Below are 16507 nucleotides of genomic sequence, written 5' to 3'. Positions count from 1 at the left end.
GGGCGCGGCGATCCGGCGGACGAGGCGTTCGGTCTGCATCCGGTAGCGGATCAGGTCCGCGACCGTGATGAGCGCGAGATCGTGGCGGGCGACGAAGCGCTGGAGGTCGGAAAGACGCGCCATCGTCCCGTCGTCGTTCATGATCTCGCAGATCGCCGCCGCGGGGATCATACCGGCGATCCGAGCGAGGTCGACCGACGCCTCCGTCTGGCCGGCCCGCTTCAGGACGCCGCCGGGCGCCGCGCGCAGCGGGAACATGTGGCCCGGCCGCAGGAGGTCGGCCGGCTTGGTCGCGGGATCGATCGCCACCCGGACGGTCGCCGCGCGATCCGCGGCCGAGATCCCGGTCGTGACCCGTCCGCGCGCCTCGATGGAGACGGTGAACGCCGTCCCGAAGGGCGACGTGTTGTCCTCGACCATCGGCGGGAGGCCCAGCTCGTCGCACCGCTCCGAGGTCAGCGAGAGGCAGATCAGACCACGGCCCTCGCGCGCCATGAAGTTGATCGCCTCGGGGGTCACCCGCTCCGCCGCGATCGCGAGGTCGCCCTCGTTCTCGCGGTCCTCGTCGTCCACGATCACGACGAACTTCCCGGCCCGGAAATCGGCGATCGCGCGCTCGATGGCCTCGAAGTCCTTTCCGTTGCGTTTCGCGGTCACGGCGCCTCGCTCTCCGCCCTCTCCATCCCTTTCGGCGTGAAGGGCTCGTCGGCGAGGACCTGCCGCTTCCCGATCTCGCGGATGAGGGTCTTCGTGTAGATCTCGAACTGGTGCGCCGCCGAGAGGAACGTCTTCGTCGAGCAGTCGCGCGCGAACCCGTTGGAGAACCGGTCGAACGCCGACCAGTCCTTGAACATGAGGTAGCGCATCGCGCCTCGGCGGAAGGAGGCGAGGTCGTCCGCGAACGCCTCCAGCCGCTTCTTGTCCGGCGACTCCTGGAAGCGCCGGCAGGAGACGACCAGTCCCCAGAGCTCCTCCCGGAGCCGCAGCGACTGCTGCCGGCGCGTGACGTGCTCGGGGAAGATGCGCCGCGCGTCGACGGGTCCCGAATAGGCCTCCGCGAGCGCGAGAATGTTCTGCTGGAAGAGGTCGCGGAGGATCCCGCACGCGTTCTCCATCCGTTCCTGCGCCGTCCGCGACTCCTTCAGGTGCGCGACGTCGACGAGCTCCCCTTCGAGGACCTTGCGGAGCTCCATGTCCGTCGAGAAGAGCAGTCGGTCGAGGACGTCGGAGCGGGAGGAATCGGCGGGTTCCTGGTCGAGGAGTCGGGTGCGGATGTATTCCGAGAGCGAATGCGCGAGCGACCAGATCCGCGAGAACAGCACGAGCGTCCGGCGCCGCGAGGCGGCCCGCGCCATCGTCGCGCTCGCGACGTCGGCGTAATGCAGCCCCTTGAAGAGTCCGACGAAGAGCGTTCCGAGCTCGCGGCGCGCGCGGCGGTCCGCGACGCGATCCACGATCCGGGCGAGCGCCCTCTTGTCGGCGGTGTGGAAGAGCGGGAGCAGGTCCTCGTGAAAGAACACCCCGAGGTTCGGATCGTCGCGCAGCGTGCGCAGGAGCGCCCGTCCCGCCGAGACGTAGGTCGCGTGCCCGATGTAGGGTGCCCGGGCGAGCTCGTCGAAGACCCGGACGAAATCCTCGATCTTCTCGGCCGCCTCGGCGATCTCCACCTCGGCGCGCGCCAGACGCAGATCGCGCCGGGAACCGTCGAACGAACCGGGGGAAATCTGGCGCTCCAGGTACCGGATGAAGGAGGCGAAGTCCTCCTTTCCTTCCCCGAGGAGCTTCTGCGTGACCCGGCCGATGTACGTCAGCGTGTCCCGGACGATCGCGATCTCGTCGACGTAGTTCCGGATCGCGACCCGCCCCCGCTCTTCGACGGAGAGCGGGAGGTTCTCCACCTGGAGGAACGCCTCGATGGCCTTGATCCACGTCTCGAGCTCGAAGAGATAGTCGTACCGGACCTTCTTCGAGAAGATCTCCGGGTGCTCGAACAAGGCCGCTCGGGAGGGCATTTCTTGTATTTTAGATGAAAGCCGCAGTTTTGTCCCCGCCGGCGAGCGCTATCCCGATTCGATTCAATGAGAAACGGAAGGCTCGGACAGCCGGGAGCGTTGCGATCCGGGCCCCCGCGAGCGTCGCTCCGGCGGCCGTCAGAACGCGTACCCGATCGACAGGAACAGCTTGTAGGAGGGCTCCTTCTGGATCACGGTCCGGTGGTCGATCGGGACGACGTTTCCGGACGCCTCGTCGAAGAGCAGGAGCGGTGCGTCGATCGTCTTCGGATGCAGCACGCGGCCGTATTCGAACCGCAGCGGGCCGACGGGGGTGAGATACCGAACGCCGAAGCCCACGGTCTGGCGGAGCCCGCGATCCCCTTCGATGCCGAGATGGTAGCTCCCGTCCCCCCAGACCTGCGTCGCGTCGTAGAAGACCTGGCCGCCGAAGTCGCCGGCGATCGGGAACCGCCATTCGACGCTGAACCCCGCCGTGGACGAACCTCCGACGACGCGCGGCCCGAAATCGCAGTTGAAGTTCGCCCCTCCCGCGGGATCGATCCCCCGGCAGGTGCCCTTCCCTTCGTCTCCCGGCTTCACCGGCACCTCGACGACCGAATAGTCGACCGTCTCCTCGGAGATTCCCTCCACCGCGTATCCGAAGCCTCGGTTGGACGTTCTCCCCCCCGCGAAGAATCGTTCGGCGATGGGAACGCACGAGGCCGACGAAGCCGACTCGCCGTCGAGGAGGCATCCGCCCGGCACCCACGCCTTGCCGACGTGGGCGGATCCGGCGAGCACGCCGCCCAGGACCGGAAGGAATCCCGAGAGCTGCCCGAACGCCTTGACGTATCGCGCATCGGCCGCGAACAGGGACGACGGAAAGGCCTTCTTCGCGTAGGCGCTGAAAAAGATCCCCCGATGCGGGTCGATGATCTCGTCGCGCGTGTCGTAGAGGAGCGTGCCCCCCAGCGTCTGCTCCGCGATGTCGCGGTTGAACGGCTCGATCGTCGCGAGCTCGAGGGGATCGGCATGCCCCGTGTCGATCCGCTGGAGCTCGTAGCGAAGGCCCACGCGGACGCGGGTCGTCAACTGGCGCGTCGCCTCGATGAACCCGCCCCAGCGGCGGATCTCGATCTTCTGGATGGGCTCGTTCGCGTAGAAGATCGACGCGACGAGCGGGACCTCCGCCCCGAAGAAGAAAGGATCCCGGTAGTTGAGGAAGACGCGGCCGCGGTTCGTCTCCGGCGCGTATCGGGATTCCAGGGAGATGGAACGGAGGGACCCGAACAGATTGTTGTAGCCGATTCCGAGGAGAACGTAAGGGCTCTGATCCCCGTTCTCCGCCTCGTACTGGTAGCCGAATCCGTAGAGGAGCGAGACCGGCTTTCCCGGGACGACGTCGATCAACACGTTGCGTTCCGAGGTCGAGGGATCGGGGAGGGCCCGGCGGGCCTCGACCTTCTGGAAGACTCCGGTCCGGGAGATGTCGCGCTGAGCGTCGAGGAGCTTGGTCTCCGAAAAGGGCTCGCCTTCCTGCCAGCGGACCGGGAGCAGGATGCGCGAGGTCAGGGTGCGGCCGTTCCCGCGCACGATCGTCTTGCCGAAGAATTCCCGCGGACCCTCGCGCACGAGCTGGGTCACGTCCGCGAAGGCGTGGTCCGGCGTCGTCGCCACGCGCGTCTCGACGCCCGCGGAGGTCCAGCCGCGGTCGCGGTACCAGGCGAGGATCTCCGCGCGATCGTCGGCGGCCTTCTGCACGCTGTAGGGGGCCCCCGGGCGGAGAGACAAACGCTTGCGGAGCGCCGGGAGATCGCCGAAGGTGACCCCGTCGACGTCGCTCGCGCGGACTTCGGTCCGTGGACCCTCCTTCACGCGGAAGCGGACGACGAGAGTGCCCGTGCGCGGTCCCGGAACGATCTCCGCCGGAAGGGCCTCCGCCTGCGTGTAGCCGTGGACGCGATAGAAGCCCTCCACGGCCGCACGGTCGTCGGCGACGACCGCGTCGACGAGGTGCCCGCGGTGGAAGAGCGAGCGCGGCCGGGTGAGGAGGAGGGATCGGAGCCGGTCCTCGGGAACCCCGCGCACTCCTTCGAGGACCACCTTCGAGACGTATTCCTTGGGCCCCCGCTGGACCGTGAGGGTCACGGTGATCGGCGACGTCTTGTCGTTGATCGTGTAGTCCACCTTCGCCTGGTGGTAGCCGGACTCCTGGTACTGCTGGCGAAGCGTGGCCACGTAACGGATGAGGAGATCTTCCTGGAAGACCTGGTTCTTCAGGAGGTTCAGGAAATCGCGTCGAACCTTCTTTTCCTCGACGCCGACGGTCTCGAACACGATCGGCGGCCCGACCTCGACGCGGAAGACCGGCGCCGCGGTCTGCCCGTGCGTGTCGACGCCGATCAGCCGCACCTCGGCCTTCAGCCTCCCCTCGCCGACCAGGAAGTCCTGGATCGTCTGCGCCGCCTTGCGGGCCTTTTCCTCGCGGTAGCGGTCGCCCGCTTTCAGCTTCGAGACGGCGATCAGCTTCGAGGCCGAGAACGGCGCGACATCCCCGTCGAAGATCGGCGCGACGAGCCTCGTCGGCGCGCCGGCGACGATCCGGTAGATCACCCGGGCCTCGAACCGCGACCGGTCGAACTCCGTCCGGGCGGAAACCGCGGCCTCGGAGAACCCCTCGGTCGTCAGGAAGCGTTCGAGGCGTCCGATGCCCTCCTGCACTTCCGGCTCCTGGTAGGGTCCGCCCACGGAATACCCGAGCGCGCGGCGGAGCGCGTCGTCGGAGACGGGCCGCCCCTCGAAGCGGATCGCCTGCACCCGATAGGAGCGGAAGAGGTGGACGGTGATCGCGACGCGATCGGCCGGAACCGGATCCCCCTCCACCTGGACGTTGGCGAACCGCTCGGTCGCGAAGAGATTCTGGACGGACCGGCGGATCGCGTCCTCGTCGAGGGGAGTTCCCGCGCGGAGCTCGATCAGCCGCGCGACCTCCCGGCCGTCGACGGGCCCGTCGGCGTCCCAGGCGACGGACGCGATCGTCCGGCCGGAGAGAGGGAGGTCGGCGCCGGCGCCCGCCCGCGGGAGGAGGAGCGCCGCCGCCGCCGCGAACGCGCGCAGAGCCCTCAAAACCGCTTCCGGAACTTCACGCCGATCGAAAAGACGTTGTTCTCGTCCTTGCTCGCCTGGAGCACCTTGTTCGCGTCGATCTGGTACTCGACGAGGATGATCGACTGGGCGTTCGTTTCGGCCGAGTAGGAATACGTGACGGAGAGGTCTTTCGAGAGATTCTTGCCGATCGTGATCACCGCGCCGCCGGACCCCGCCGTGGACTGGAGCACGGGGTCCACCTGGAAACGGTCGAGGCGGAAGAGCTGCTGGACCCGCGAAGTGACGGGGCGGATCGCGAGGCCGGCGATGCTTCCGACGACCGACGACGCCGTCGTGCTCTCCCCGCCCCTCGCGGCCGCGCTCTCGGGCGCCGTCCCGGTCAGCAGGAGATTGGCGATCTGTTCGTTGGAGAGGGGCGGATCGGACGACAGGTTGAACTGCACCCGCGAGCGACCCCCGAGCGTTCCGACCGCCTGCGCGTTGATCGCGTATCCCTTGACCTCGGCGGTCGCGGTGACGTCGATCACCGGCTCGGTGCGCGACGGGTTGCCGAAGGTGATCGTGCCGGAGAGGATCTCGTACTTCACGTCCTGCAGCGTGATCTTCCCTCCCTCGTCGATCGTGATCTGCCCGAGCAGCACCGGGTTGGCGAGCGTCCCGCGCGCGAGGAGGTCGACGGATGCCGTCAGCCGGGCGAGATTGTTGCGCACTTCGAGCGACGCGGACGACACGACGTGCACGTCGAGAGCGATGCGGTCCTGCCACGTTTCCCGGGCGGCCTCGTAGGCGGACGGACGTCCCTTTCCGAACAGGCTCGCGAGGGTGGGCGCGAAATCCTTGGTGTACGTTCCGGAGATCAGCGTGACCTCCCCGCGGACGGTCGCGTCGTCCGGAGTGCCGACCGCCGTCAGGTCGGCATTGGCCTGGAGATTCAGATCCTCGAACGACCGGAAAGTCACGTTCTGCGCCTGGGCCACCAGGCGGAACGTCTTCAAGGAGTATCCGTCCAGCTGGGCGTCGCCGGTGACGAAGAGATCTCCCCCCCCGAGGCGCGCCCGGAACGCGTCGAGCGAGAGCCGGTCGCCGGCGAAGGACGCCTCCGCCGCGATCGCGTCGAGGACGTACGGGGAGTCGGCGGACTTGTAGCGGCCCGCGGCGAGCGTTGCCCGGCCGTTCGCGAGCGGCCGGGCGAGCGTTCCGGCGAGCGTGAGCCGCGCCTGGAGATCGCCCGAGAGCGTGGCGTCGGATCCGGCGAGCCGCTCGAGGTTTCCGAGGTCGGCCGCGACGCTCACCGAGCCTCCGAGGGCCCCGCCGTGCGCGGTATCGACGGTGACGGCGCCTTCGATCCGGGTGCCCGGCCCTTCCAGCACGGCGTTCCCGACGGTGACCCTCCCGCCGCCGTAGGCGACGTCGAACGGTTCCCGGGACGCGAGGGATGCGCCTCCGGAGGTGACCCGGAACCGCGAGACGGCCGCGCGGGCGTTCCGGATCTCCCATCGATCGGGCGCCAGCTCCACGGATCCGGCCGCCTCGATCTCGCCCCCGAGCGCCCGGGGGATCGCCGGGAAGACGGCGGAAAGAACCGCCAGGTCGGGAATGGCGAGCGAAACGGCGATCCGCCGGTCGCGGCCGGTCAGAGGTCCCCGCGCATGGAGCGTCCAGCGGCCGGGGGCCCCCGCCTCGAGGTCGAGCGCGCCGCGGTCGACCGTCAGCGTCGCGGACGGAGCGAGCGCCTCCGGCACCTCCCGCCCGAGCACGCGAAGCCGACGCGTCTGGAGCCGGGCCGTGACCGTCGGTCGCTCGAGCGTGCCGCTCCCCTCGGCGTGAAACGAGACGTCTCCCGAATAGTCCTCGGATGCCGAGAGAATCGCGATCTTCGACAGGGGCAGGTCGTCCGCCGAGATCCGAAACGAAAATGTCCCGCCCGCGAAGCCGTAGGAGCCTTCGCCGCCGAAAAGGGAATCGCCGACCTGTCCGCGGATCGCGCGCAGCGCGAACGTCCCCGGAGTGAGATCCAGACGACCCGAGACGCGGTCGATCGGCTGGCCCCAGACGGAGGCGCGCTCGAGGACGACCTCCCCCCCTCCCGTGATCGCGTTCTTCGTCCCCGACACCGGCAGCGTTCCGGTGACCCGGCCGGTCACCGGGAAATCGAGCGCGAAGAACTTGAGCACCCGCTCGACGGGAAAATTGCCGGCTTCGGCGGTGACGGCGAAATCGGGGCTCCCCCGTTTCGGGGCGTACCGGACGGTCCCGGAGAGCGAGAGGCGGGAATCGCCGTCGTAGCTCCGGAGCGGATGGAAAAGAAATGACTGGTCGGCGACGGAAACATCGGCATAGACCGTCCCGAGCCGAAGTCCCGAGTACTCGGCGTTCTCCGCGGCGATCCGGAGCTCCGCTTCCGGAAGGCTCCAGGTGCCGCCGAGGGTCCCGTCGATCGTCCCGGACCCCGCGAGCCCGTACGGATTCACCGGCCGGCGAGCGATCGCGCGGGAGAAATTCGTCGCCACCGCGTCGAGCGAACGGAAATCGTCCGAGGCGATCGCGAACCGGAAACGGGGCTTCCAGACTCCGAGCGCGAAGCCCCCGTCGAGCGCGAGCGTCGATGCGGGGAAACGGAGCTGGACCTTCTCGAAGTCGATGAAGCCGTTTCGGACGGCGACCGGCCCGCCGCCGGAGAGGGGAACCCCCGCGCCGGCCGGCGTGATCGAGAGGCGCGCCGCTCCGTCCGCGCGCTCGATGTCCCCGCCGCGCCATCGCAGCGCGAGAACGAGGTCCGCTGCGCCCGCGAGCCGGGTACCGGGGAGATCGATGTTCCCGAAGAACCGCTCGACGGAGATTCGCCGCGCGTCCACGACGAGACCGAAGTCCTGCGGCGCCCGGTCGAAGCGCGAGATCGTCAGTGCTCCTTCGAGGTCGCCGCCGTCGAAGCCGCCTTTCTCGATGTTCGCGGTCAGGCCTTCGGCGCCCGCCGTGACGATCGCCGAGACGTCGTCGAACGTGAACCCTTGGGCCGTCAGCTTCGGGAACGCCGCCCGTCCCGTGACCCGGACCGGCAGCCCCTTTCCCGCGCGCACGCCGACGGCGAGCGTGCCCGCGCCGCGAAACGGGAGCTTCAACGCGAAGAGCCGCTCCACGGGAAGGAGATCGAAGCTCCCCTCGACCCAGGCCGTCGCGACCGGAGCCGAGAGATCCGGGATCTCGCCGATCGCGTGGAGCCTTCCGAACGCCCCCGAGATCGACAGGTCGTCGACGTGCAGGCGGCCGCCGCCGAGATCGAATCGCGCGTCGAGATCGAACGGGACCTTGACGTTGCGCCCGAGCGCGAGCCCCGCGACCCGGCAGCCCAGCCTCCCCCGGAACGCGTTCGGAGCTCCCGCCGCCGCGAGTTCCGCCACGAACCCGTGCAGGCGGAGGTCGAGCGGGATGCGGGTTTCGTCGAAAATGAAGGTGCCGCCGGTCACCGCGATCCTCCCGATCCGGACCTTCAGCCCTCCGCCGCCCCGGCGCCGCAGGCCCGGCGGCAGGTTGTCCGTACCGTCCGGAAAGATGGTCACGTGCGCGCGCGGACGCGAAAGGGAGATCGATCCGATCGTGAGGGTTCGCCCGATCAGCGTGAACCGGCCGCCGATGACCGCCTCGGACGCCTCGAAGAACGGGGCGGCCTCGCCGGGCGCGCCGGCGACGCGGACCTGCTTGATCGCGATTCCCGGCGGAAGGAACGACACGGAGAAGGAATCGAACGAAACGGGACGCTCGAGCGCGGCGGAGGCGGACCGCACGATCCACGTCCGCGTCGCCCGCTGGAATCTCTCCGACCGGTAGACGGCATACCCGCAGGCGGCGGCGAACAGGAAGAGGAGGCCGAAAAGCCGGGCCGGCGCGATCCGAGCGAGCGGCGGGGGCGCTTCCGGCGCGCTCACACGCCCCAGTTGAGCTTCTCGGAAAGGGTGGCGAAGTAATCGCTCTGCGGCCGCCGCAGGAGCGTCACCGTCCGCCGCGCGACGCCCGCGCTCAAGACGCATCCCGAGGGGAGCCGGAAGCCCTCCTGGCCGTCGAGCGTGAGATAGATCCCCTCCGGAGTGCCCGCTTCGAACGCCACCTCGAGCCGCTTTCCCGCCGGAAGCACGATCGGCCGGTGGGTGAGGGCGTGCGGGCAGATCGGGGTGACGATGAAACCCTGGACGTGCGGGTGGAGCAGCGGCCCTCCGGCGGACAGGTTGTAGGCGGTCGAACCCGTCGGGCTCGAAATGATCAGTCCGTCGGCGCGCATCGACGAGAACGGTTTTCCGTCGAACCGCAGCGTGAATCGGGCGATTCGCGACAGCGCGCCCCGGTTCAATACCGCATCGTTCAGGACCCGGAAGCGACGTCGGCGGACTCCCGCTTCCGCCACCGTGATCTCGAGGAGGCGGCGGACGTCGCGGTCGAAGTCGTCCCGGAGCACGTCGTCGGCGAGCGACCGCGCCTCCCGGCGCGACACGCCGGTGAGGAACCCGAGCGTCCCCAGATTGACGCCGAGGATTTCGGCTCCGTCGCCCGCCGCGCGCGCCGCCGACAGGAGCGTCCCGTCTCCGCCGAGGGAGACGACGAGCCGGCGGTCGCGGGGAATCCTCCGACGCGGAAAGCCCTCGCGATTCCCCAGCGACCGGGCGGTTTCCTCGTCGACGAGCACGTCCGCGCCGCGGCGCGCGAATTCGGCCACCAGTTTCCGGGCGAGGAGCCGCGCCGGCGCCTCCCGCTTGGCGAGGAGCGCGATCCGGGGAAGGGATTTCACGGGAAAACTCTAACAGTCCGGCGGGGAACGCGGAAGGGCTCCACGCGTTTTCAGCGCCGCCGGGCGAGGCCGAGGAGAACCTCGGTGTTTCCGTGCGCCCCGGCGATCGGGCTCGGCACGGCCCCGATGCGCTCGAGGCCGAGAGCTTCGGCCGCCGCCGCGACTTCCTCGACGACGCGCGCGCGCACCGTGCCGTCGAGCACGAGTCCTCCCGGCCGCACCTCCTCGCGGCGCGCCTCGAACTGCGGTTTCACCAGAACGACGAGCCGCGCGCCGGGCGCCAGCCGCGCCGCCACCGCGGGGAGGACTTTCCGGGCGGAGATGAACGAGACGTCGACCGCGGCGACGTCGATCGGCTCCGGAATCGCCGCCGCGTCGAGCGTCCGCGCGTTCGTCCGCTCGTGCAGGACGACGCGCGGGTCGGCGCGCAGCCGCGCGTCGATCTGTCCGCGGCCCGTGTCGACGGCGTGCACTCTCGCCGCGCCGCGGCGGAGGAAGCAATCGGTGAATCCGCCGGTCGAAGCGCCGACGTCGAGCGCCGTCTTTCCGCGGCAGTCGATCGCGAAGGCGTCGAGGGCGGCCGCGAGCTTGACCCCGCCCCGGGAAACGTACGGGTGCTCCTTCTCGGCGACGGCGACCCGCGCGCCCTCCGGGACCCGCTCCCCCGCCTTGTCGGCGCGCCGCCCGTCGATCGAGACCCTCCCGGCGAGGATCAGGCCGCGCGCCGCGGGGAGCGACCCCGCCGCGTGCGTTTCGACCATCCACTCGTCGAGCCGGGGACGCTTCAGCCGTCCTCCCCGCCGCGGAACGACGCGACCGCCTCGAGCGGCCGCGCCTCCTCGAGGTCGAACGAGACGCCGAACCGCGCGAATCGACGCCGGGCCTCTTCCCACTCCGGCGAGGCCGCCGCGACGGCGAGCGCCTTGCGGGAAAGCCAGAGGGTGATCCACACGTACCGCCCGGGCGTATTCGCGTCGCGGAGCACGTGGACGGCGGAGCAGCCCATCCGTCCGCGGACCATCGGAAGCGCCCACTCGCCCACGAACCCTTCGAATTCCCCGGCCCGGCCCGGATCGACGGCGATCTCCCAGATCCGGCCGACCACTAGCCGGCGTCGAGCGAGAGACGCTCCTCGTCGGCGTCGTACGCGAAGAGCTCCGCGTAGCGGCCCCAGTTCACGATCGTCTTGAACATCGTCTCCGGGTTTTCGTCCGGAAGCCAGACGGCGAGCTCCTCGAGCAGGACGTCCTTGGGCAGCTGGCCCTCCTCCTGGCGCCGAAGGAGCGTTTCGATCGCGGCGAAGAGCGGCAGCTTCCGGATCTTTTCGCGGATCGTCCTCTTCTTCTCGTTCATCGGCAGCTCCATCGTCCGCTTCCCGGCGGGCTGGAGCACGACGTCGGTCCCGGGGGTATCGACGAGTCCCAGCATCTCGGCCGCCTTCACCACGGACAGGAGCTCGCCGAACTCGATGTGGAGGTCGCGCGTCAGGCGGCCGATCGGCTCGCGCCCCCCCCGGTCGTCGAGCGTCTCGAGGAGGCCGAGCACCCGGGAGATGCCGCACACGGGCACCGGTTCGATGTCGAAGGGGACGGCGGGGGTTTCCTCTTTGTCCTTCATCTCAGGTGATCAGCGCGAAGATCTCGCCGACGATCTCGTTGAAAGCGGCGTCGCGGCGGTCGCGGGGCCGCGGGAGTTCGATCCGCCGGTCGGTGACGATCTGCCCCGGGTGCGACGAGAGCACGATCACCCGGTCGGCGAGCTCGACCGCCTCCTCGATCGTGTGGGTGACGAGCACCGCGATCGAGATGCGGATCTCGGGATCCCGGAAGAGGTCGATCAGCTCCTCCCGCAGGTTGATCGTCGTCAGGGCGTCGAGCGCCGAGAACGGCTCGTCCATCAGCAGGACCTGGGGCTCGACCGCGAGCGCGCGCGCGAAGCCGACGCGCTGCTTCATCCCTCCGGAGAGCTCCCGCGGGTACGCCTCCTCGTAGCCGTCGAGTCCGACCTTGTCGATGTAGAAATTCGCCCGCCGGCGCCGTTCGTCGGAGGGGAGACCGCGGGCCTCGAGGCCGATCTCGACGTTCTCCATCACCGTCAGCCACGGCAGCAGGGCGAACGACTGGAAGACCATCGCGCAGTCGAGGTTGACCGCCCGCTGAGGCTCGCCGTTGTAGAGCACCTCGCCCGACGTCGGCGGGATGAGTCCCGCCATGATCCGGAGCAGCGTCGATTTTCCGCAGCCCGAGGGTCCGACGACGGCGAGGAACTCTCCCCCCGAGACCTCGAACGACACGTTCTCGAGCACGACGAGGGGTCCCGTCGGCAGCTCGTATTCCTTCGTCACCGACCGGACCGAGACGGCGACGGGACGTTTCGTCCTGCCGGCCGATGGCTCTCCCGTCCGGGCAACCGCGGGCTCAAGCATCGATTCGGAATTTTACGGAAGCCACCGCGTAAAGTCTCCTCCACACGAAGCGGTTCAGGAGCCCGATCACGAGGACCATCGAGACGATCGACCACACGAGGAGGCGCGTGTCGCCGGAGACCGTCGCTCGAACGAGGAGCTGGCCGATCCCCCGCGCCTCGTAGACCCGGTGCCCGTAGGTGACGTATTCGGAGAGAATGAGCGCGTTCCACCCCCCGCCCCAGCCGGTGACGCTTCCCGTGACGAGCGACGGCGCCATCGCGGGCAGGATCGCGAGGCGCGCTCGGCGGCGGAAGGGCAGCCCGAACGCCCTCGTCATTTCCTTCATCTCGCCGGGCACCTGCCGTGCCCCCGCGAGGGCATTGAAGAGGATGTACCACTGCATCCCCGTCAGGACGAGGAGCACCGCGGCCAGGTTCACGCTTCCGAGCGCGCGCACGACGAGGAAGACGATCAGCGGGAAGAAGGCCGTCGCGGGAATGGACGCGGCCACTTCGGCGATCGGCGTCGCGATCCGCGCCACCCGGTCGTTCTCCCCGACCCAGAGCGACAGCGGAACGGTCCAGGCGAGCGAGATGACGTACGCCACGAGCAGACGCAGGAAGGAGAAGAAGAGCGCCGCCGGAATCTTCGCCGCCTCCGCCGGGATCGGCGGACGCAGATAGGCCGCGACGAGCACGAGGAGCGCGAGCGCCGCCGCTCCGGCCGCGAGGAGGAAGAGCGTCCGCGCGAAGATCGCGAACGCGTGGCGCAGCCGCCCCCGGGGCGAATCCGCCGGGACGCGCTCGAGCCGTTCGATCGGGCGGTCCGCCGCCGACCACACGGCGCCCCAGAAGGCGCCCATCCGGGCGGCCAGGCCCGACGCGCGGTAGGCATCGAAGAGCCGGCTCTCTCCGACGATCCCGGCCGTGAACTCGAACCGGTACTTCTCCGCCCAGACGGTGAGCGGCCGCCAGACGAGGACGTCGAGGAGAACGACGATCGCGACGAGCGCGCCGATTCCGGCCAGCATTCCGGGGATGTCGGCCGCCTCCATGGAGGATTGAATGAACGATCCGAGCCCCGGCAGCGTGTAGGAGCTCTTGCCGATCGAGATGATCTCGCACGCGACGAGGAAGTACCAGCCCGCCGCCCACGAGAGGATGGAGTTGTAGACGAGCTTCGGGACGGCGGCGGGCAGCTCCAGCCGGCGGAATCGGCGCCACGGGGAGAGCCCGAACGCGCGGACGGCCTCGGAGGAATCCGACGGCAGCGTCGTCACCGCTTCGTACACCCCGAACGCCATGTTCCACGCCTGCCCGGTGAAGATCAGGAACACGGCGGCCATCTCGACGCCGATCCGGCCGCCGCGCGTCAGGGCGATGAAGAAATACACCGCCGCCGGGAAGAACGCGAGCACGGGCACCGATTGCAGGACGTCGAGGACCGGGATCATCACCCGCTCCGCGCGCTTCGAACGGCCCGCCGTCACCCCGTAGACGATCGCGAACGCGAGCGCGAACCCGTACGCGACGAGCATCCGGAGGAACGAGAGGAGCGCCGCGACGGCGATCGCGCGGGTCATCGCGGCATTGTCGCCGCCGCTCCGAACGGGGGCAAGGGAATTCGGTGAGAACCGGAGGAAACGCGCGCGTCAGAACGGGCGGGCCCGGCGGCGGCGCGGCGACAGGACCCGCGCCCCCGGCGCTCCCCGCTACTCGTACCGCAGCGCGTCGATCGGATCGAGACGCGAGGCCTTCCGCGCCGGGTACAACCCGCTCAGAGGATCAGCCGCGGTGCGAAGCACCGCATCCTCCAGACACCCCGTTCGGAGCGGTTCAACCGCGCCCCGAGCGGCTCGATGAAGAAATCTCTGCTCTCGGAACCTGCTCTATGCGCGGGTGGCGCCGTGTCGTCCCGCCGGGGACCGCCCCGACGCGCACCGTCCCTGCAGCCCCTCCTCACCATGCGCCGGGCGGCCCCGGCGGGCGGCACGGCGCCAGGACCCGCGTCCCGACGCTCTCGTCTACTCGTACCGCAGCGCGTCGATGGGATCGAGACGCGAGGCCTTCCGCGCCGGGTAGAACCCGAAGAAGATCCCGATCGCCGCCGCGAACCCGAACGCCAGCAGGATCGATTCCGGAGCGATGTGAACGGGGAGATTCGCCTTCTTCGAGACGACCGTCGACGCTCCGACGCCGAGCCCCACGCCGATGAGGCCTCCGAAGACCGCCAGGGTGATCGCTTCCATGAGGAACTGGACCAGCACGTGGCTCCCCTTCGCGCCGATCGCCATCCGGATCCCGATTTCGCGCGTCCGCTCGGTGACCGAGACGAGCATGATGTTCATGATGCCGATCCCGCCCACGAGAAGGGAGATCGCCGCGGCGGAGGCGAGGAGCATCGACAGGGTCTTGGACGATTGCTCCGACATCGCGGCGAATTCCTGCTGCGAACGCATCGTGAAATCCGAGTCCTGACCGGGCCCGAGATGGTGGCGCTGCCGGAGAAGGGCCTCGACTTCGCTCTGGGCTTGCGCGACGGTCTGGACCGACGTCGCCGACACGTAGATCACGTTCAGCTTGTTCTTCCCGGTGAGCCTCTTCATCGCGGTCGTGTACGGCACGACGACCAGGTCGTCCTGGTCGCCCATCATGGAGCCGCCCTTCTTCTCGAGCACGCCGTCGACCTTGAAGGGAACGTTCTTGATCCGCACCGTCTGCCCGACCGCTCCGCCGGCCGGGAAGAGATTGTCGGCCACGGTCCCGCCGAGGACGCATACCTTTGCGGAAGCGCGGACGTCGGAATCGGTGAAGAAACCGCCTTCGACGGTGTTCCAGGTGCGAACCAGAGGCCACTCCACGCCGACTCCCTGGATCTGCGTTCCCCAGTTCGACTCTCCCGCGACGATCTGCCCGCTCGAACGAACGACGGGGGACATGTACGCGACCGACGGACAGTCCGCCTTGATCGCGTTGGCGTCGTCCTCCGTCAGCATCGACTGGTCGCTGAAGAGGTGCGCGCCCCCCTGGGTCGAGGCCCCGGGGAAGATCATGATGAAGTTCGACCCCAGCGACTGGATCTGGGACTGGATCGACCGGGACGCTCCGGAGCCGATCGCGATCATCGCGATCACGCAACCCACGCCGATGATGATCCCGAGCATCGTCAGCGCGGACCGGAGCTTGTTGCGCAGGATCGCCTGCAGGCCGACCTTCAGGATCATCATGAACCGCTTCATGTCGTTCCTCCGGCGGCCGCCGTCTCGGCGGCGACGGCCCGCCTCTGATCGACCGGCCCGTCCGAAAGGACGCGGCCGTCCTTGAAGACCACGGTCCGGCGGGCGAACTGGGCGATGTCCGGCTCGTGGGTGATGAGGACGATCGTCTTGCCCCGGGCGTTGAGCGCCTGGAACACCGCCATGACGTCTTCCGACGTGCGCGAGTCGAGGTTTCCCGTCGGCTCGTCGGCGAGCACGATCGCCGGATCGTTGATCATCGCGCGGGCGATCGCCACCCGCTGCTGCTGGCCCCCGGAGAGCTGGTTCGGGAGGTGGTGTTCCCGCCCCGTGAGCCCCACCATCGCGAGACAGCGCCGCGCCTTCTCCGCCCGGTGATCGGCCGCGTGCGTGTCGCGCGCGTAGAGGAGCGGGAGCTCCACGTTCTCGAGGGCCGAGGTCCGCGAGAGGAGATTGAAGGACTGGAAGACGAACCCGATTTTCGCGTTCCGGATCTCCGCGCGCTCGTCGCGCGAGAGCTCCGAGACGTCCTCGCCGTCGAGCCAGTACCTCCCCGAGGTCGGCCGGTCGAGGCATCCGATGATGTTCATGAACGTCGACTTGCCGGAACCGGAAGAGCCCATCACCGCGACGAACTCCCCTTCGGCGACCGCCAGGGAGACGCCGTCCAGGGCCCGCACCTCGACGTCGCCCATGCGATAGATCTTCACCAGATCGGAGACGCGGATGACTTCCCGCGCCATCAGAATCTCATGCGCGGACCCGACTGCGCTTCGGCCTTCGCGGTCACCAGACCCGTCACCACGAGGTCCCCTTCCTTCAGGTCGTCGGGCCGGATTTCGGTGTACTGCCCGTCGGTGATCCCGGGATGCACGCGGGCGGCCTTGAGCGTCCCGTCCGGCTGGAGCAGATAGACGGTCGGCCCGTTGTCGCGCCGTCCAGTCCGGGGAAGCGAGCCCGCGAGAGTGGGCCGCGGCGGCGCGCCG

Annotated in this window: 13 protein-coding genes; all 13 read right to left on the bottom strand. The window is 69.3% G+C overall.

Translation table 11 applies throughout. The annotated features are described in order from the left end of the window. A partial coding sequence (gene ribB / locus VFS34_06025) for a 3,4-dihydroxy-2-butanone-4-phosphate synthase (GenBank protein HET9794002.1) occupies positions 1-657 on the bottom strand: 657 nt, incomplete at its 3' end. Continuing rightward, positions 654-2012: a hypothetical protein gene (locus VFS34_06020; protein ID HET9794001.1), complete on the bottom strand. Its 1359-nt coding sequence runs from the start codon at positions 2010-2012 to the stop codon at positions 654-656. The genes VFS34_06020 and ribB, both read right to left, overlap by 4 nt. A gap of 138 nt (positions 2013-2150) precedes the next feature. Continuing rightward, positions 2151-5120, bottom strand: coding sequence for a POTRA domain-containing protein (locus VFS34_06015; protein HET9794000.1), 2970 nt, complete (start codon positions 5118-5120; stop codon positions 2151-2153). After that, complete coding sequence (locus VFS34_06010) at positions 5117-9025, bottom strand: translocation/assembly module TamB domain-containing protein (GenBank protein ID HET9793999.1); 3909 nt, start codon at positions 9023-9025, stop codon at positions 5117-5119. Before VFS34_06010 ends, VFS34_06015 begins: the two co-directional genes overlap by 4 nt. Continuing rightward, complete coding sequence (locus VFS34_06005; GenBank protein HET9793998.1) at positions 9022-9879, bottom strand: NAD(+)/NADH kinase; 858 nt, start codon at positions 9877-9879, stop codon at positions 9022-9024. Before VFS34_06005 ends, VFS34_06010 begins: the two co-directional genes overlap by 4 nt. Positions 9880-9929: 50 nt before the next feature. After that, a complete protein-coding gene (locus VFS34_06000; protein ID HET9793997.1) occupies positions 9930-10667 on the bottom strand; it encodes a TlyA family RNA methyltransferase in 738 nt (245 codons plus the stop codon). Beyond that, positions 10664-10984, bottom strand: a complete 321-nt coding sequence (locus tag VFS34_05995) for an antibiotic biosynthesis monooxygenase (protein ID HET9793996.1) — start codon at positions 10982-10984, stop codon at positions 10664-10666. The genes VFS34_06000 and VFS34_05995 overlap by 4 nt, the downstream gene beginning before the upstream one ends. After that, a complete protein-coding gene (locus VFS34_05990; protein ID HET9793995.1) occupies positions 10984-11496 on the bottom strand; it encodes an AAA-associated domain-containing protein in 513 nt (170 codons plus the stop codon). The genes VFS34_05995 and VFS34_05990 overlap by 1 nt, the downstream gene beginning before the upstream one ends. Before the next feature lies 1 nt (position 11497). Beyond that, positions 11498-12304 carry an ABC transporter ATP-binding protein gene (locus tag VFS34_05985; protein HET9793994.1) on the bottom strand — a complete coding sequence of 269 codons (807 nt, stop codon included), beginning with the start codon at positions 12302-12304 and terminating at the stop codon, positions 11498-11500. Continuing rightward, positions 12297-13868 (bottom strand): ABC transporter permease subunit, encoded by a 1572-nt coding sequence (locus VFS34_05980; GenBank protein HET9793993.1) that lies wholly within the window; start codon positions 13866-13868, stop codon positions 12297-12299. Before VFS34_05980 ends, VFS34_05985 begins: the two co-directional genes overlap by 8 nt. Positions 13869-14309: 441 nt before the next feature. Then, positions 14310-15524 carry an ABC transporter permease gene (locus VFS34_05975; GenBank protein HET9793992.1) on the bottom strand — a complete coding sequence of 405 codons (1215 nt, stop codon included), beginning with the start codon at positions 15522-15524 and terminating at the stop codon, positions 14310-14312. Next, positions 15521-16264: an ABC transporter ATP-binding protein gene (locus tag VFS34_05970; GenBank protein HET9793991.1), complete on the bottom strand. Its 744-nt coding sequence runs from the start codon at positions 16262-16264 to the stop codon at positions 15521-15523. The genes VFS34_05975 and VFS34_05970 overlap by 4 nt, the downstream gene beginning before the upstream one ends. Next, positions 16264-16507: hypothetical protein (locus VFS34_05965; GenBank protein ID HET9793990.1), on the bottom strand; the 244-nt coding region annotated here is incomplete at its 5' end. The genes VFS34_05965 and VFS34_05970, both read right to left, overlap by 1 nt.

Source organism: Thermoanaerobaculia bacterium (assembly GCA_035717485.1).
Lineage (GTDB): Bacteria > Acidobacteriota > Thermoanaerobaculia > UBA5066 > DATFVB01 > DATFVB01.
The sequence above is the reverse complement of the archived record's forward strand: the minus strand, read 5'-3'. Positions and strand labels throughout refer to the sequence as shown.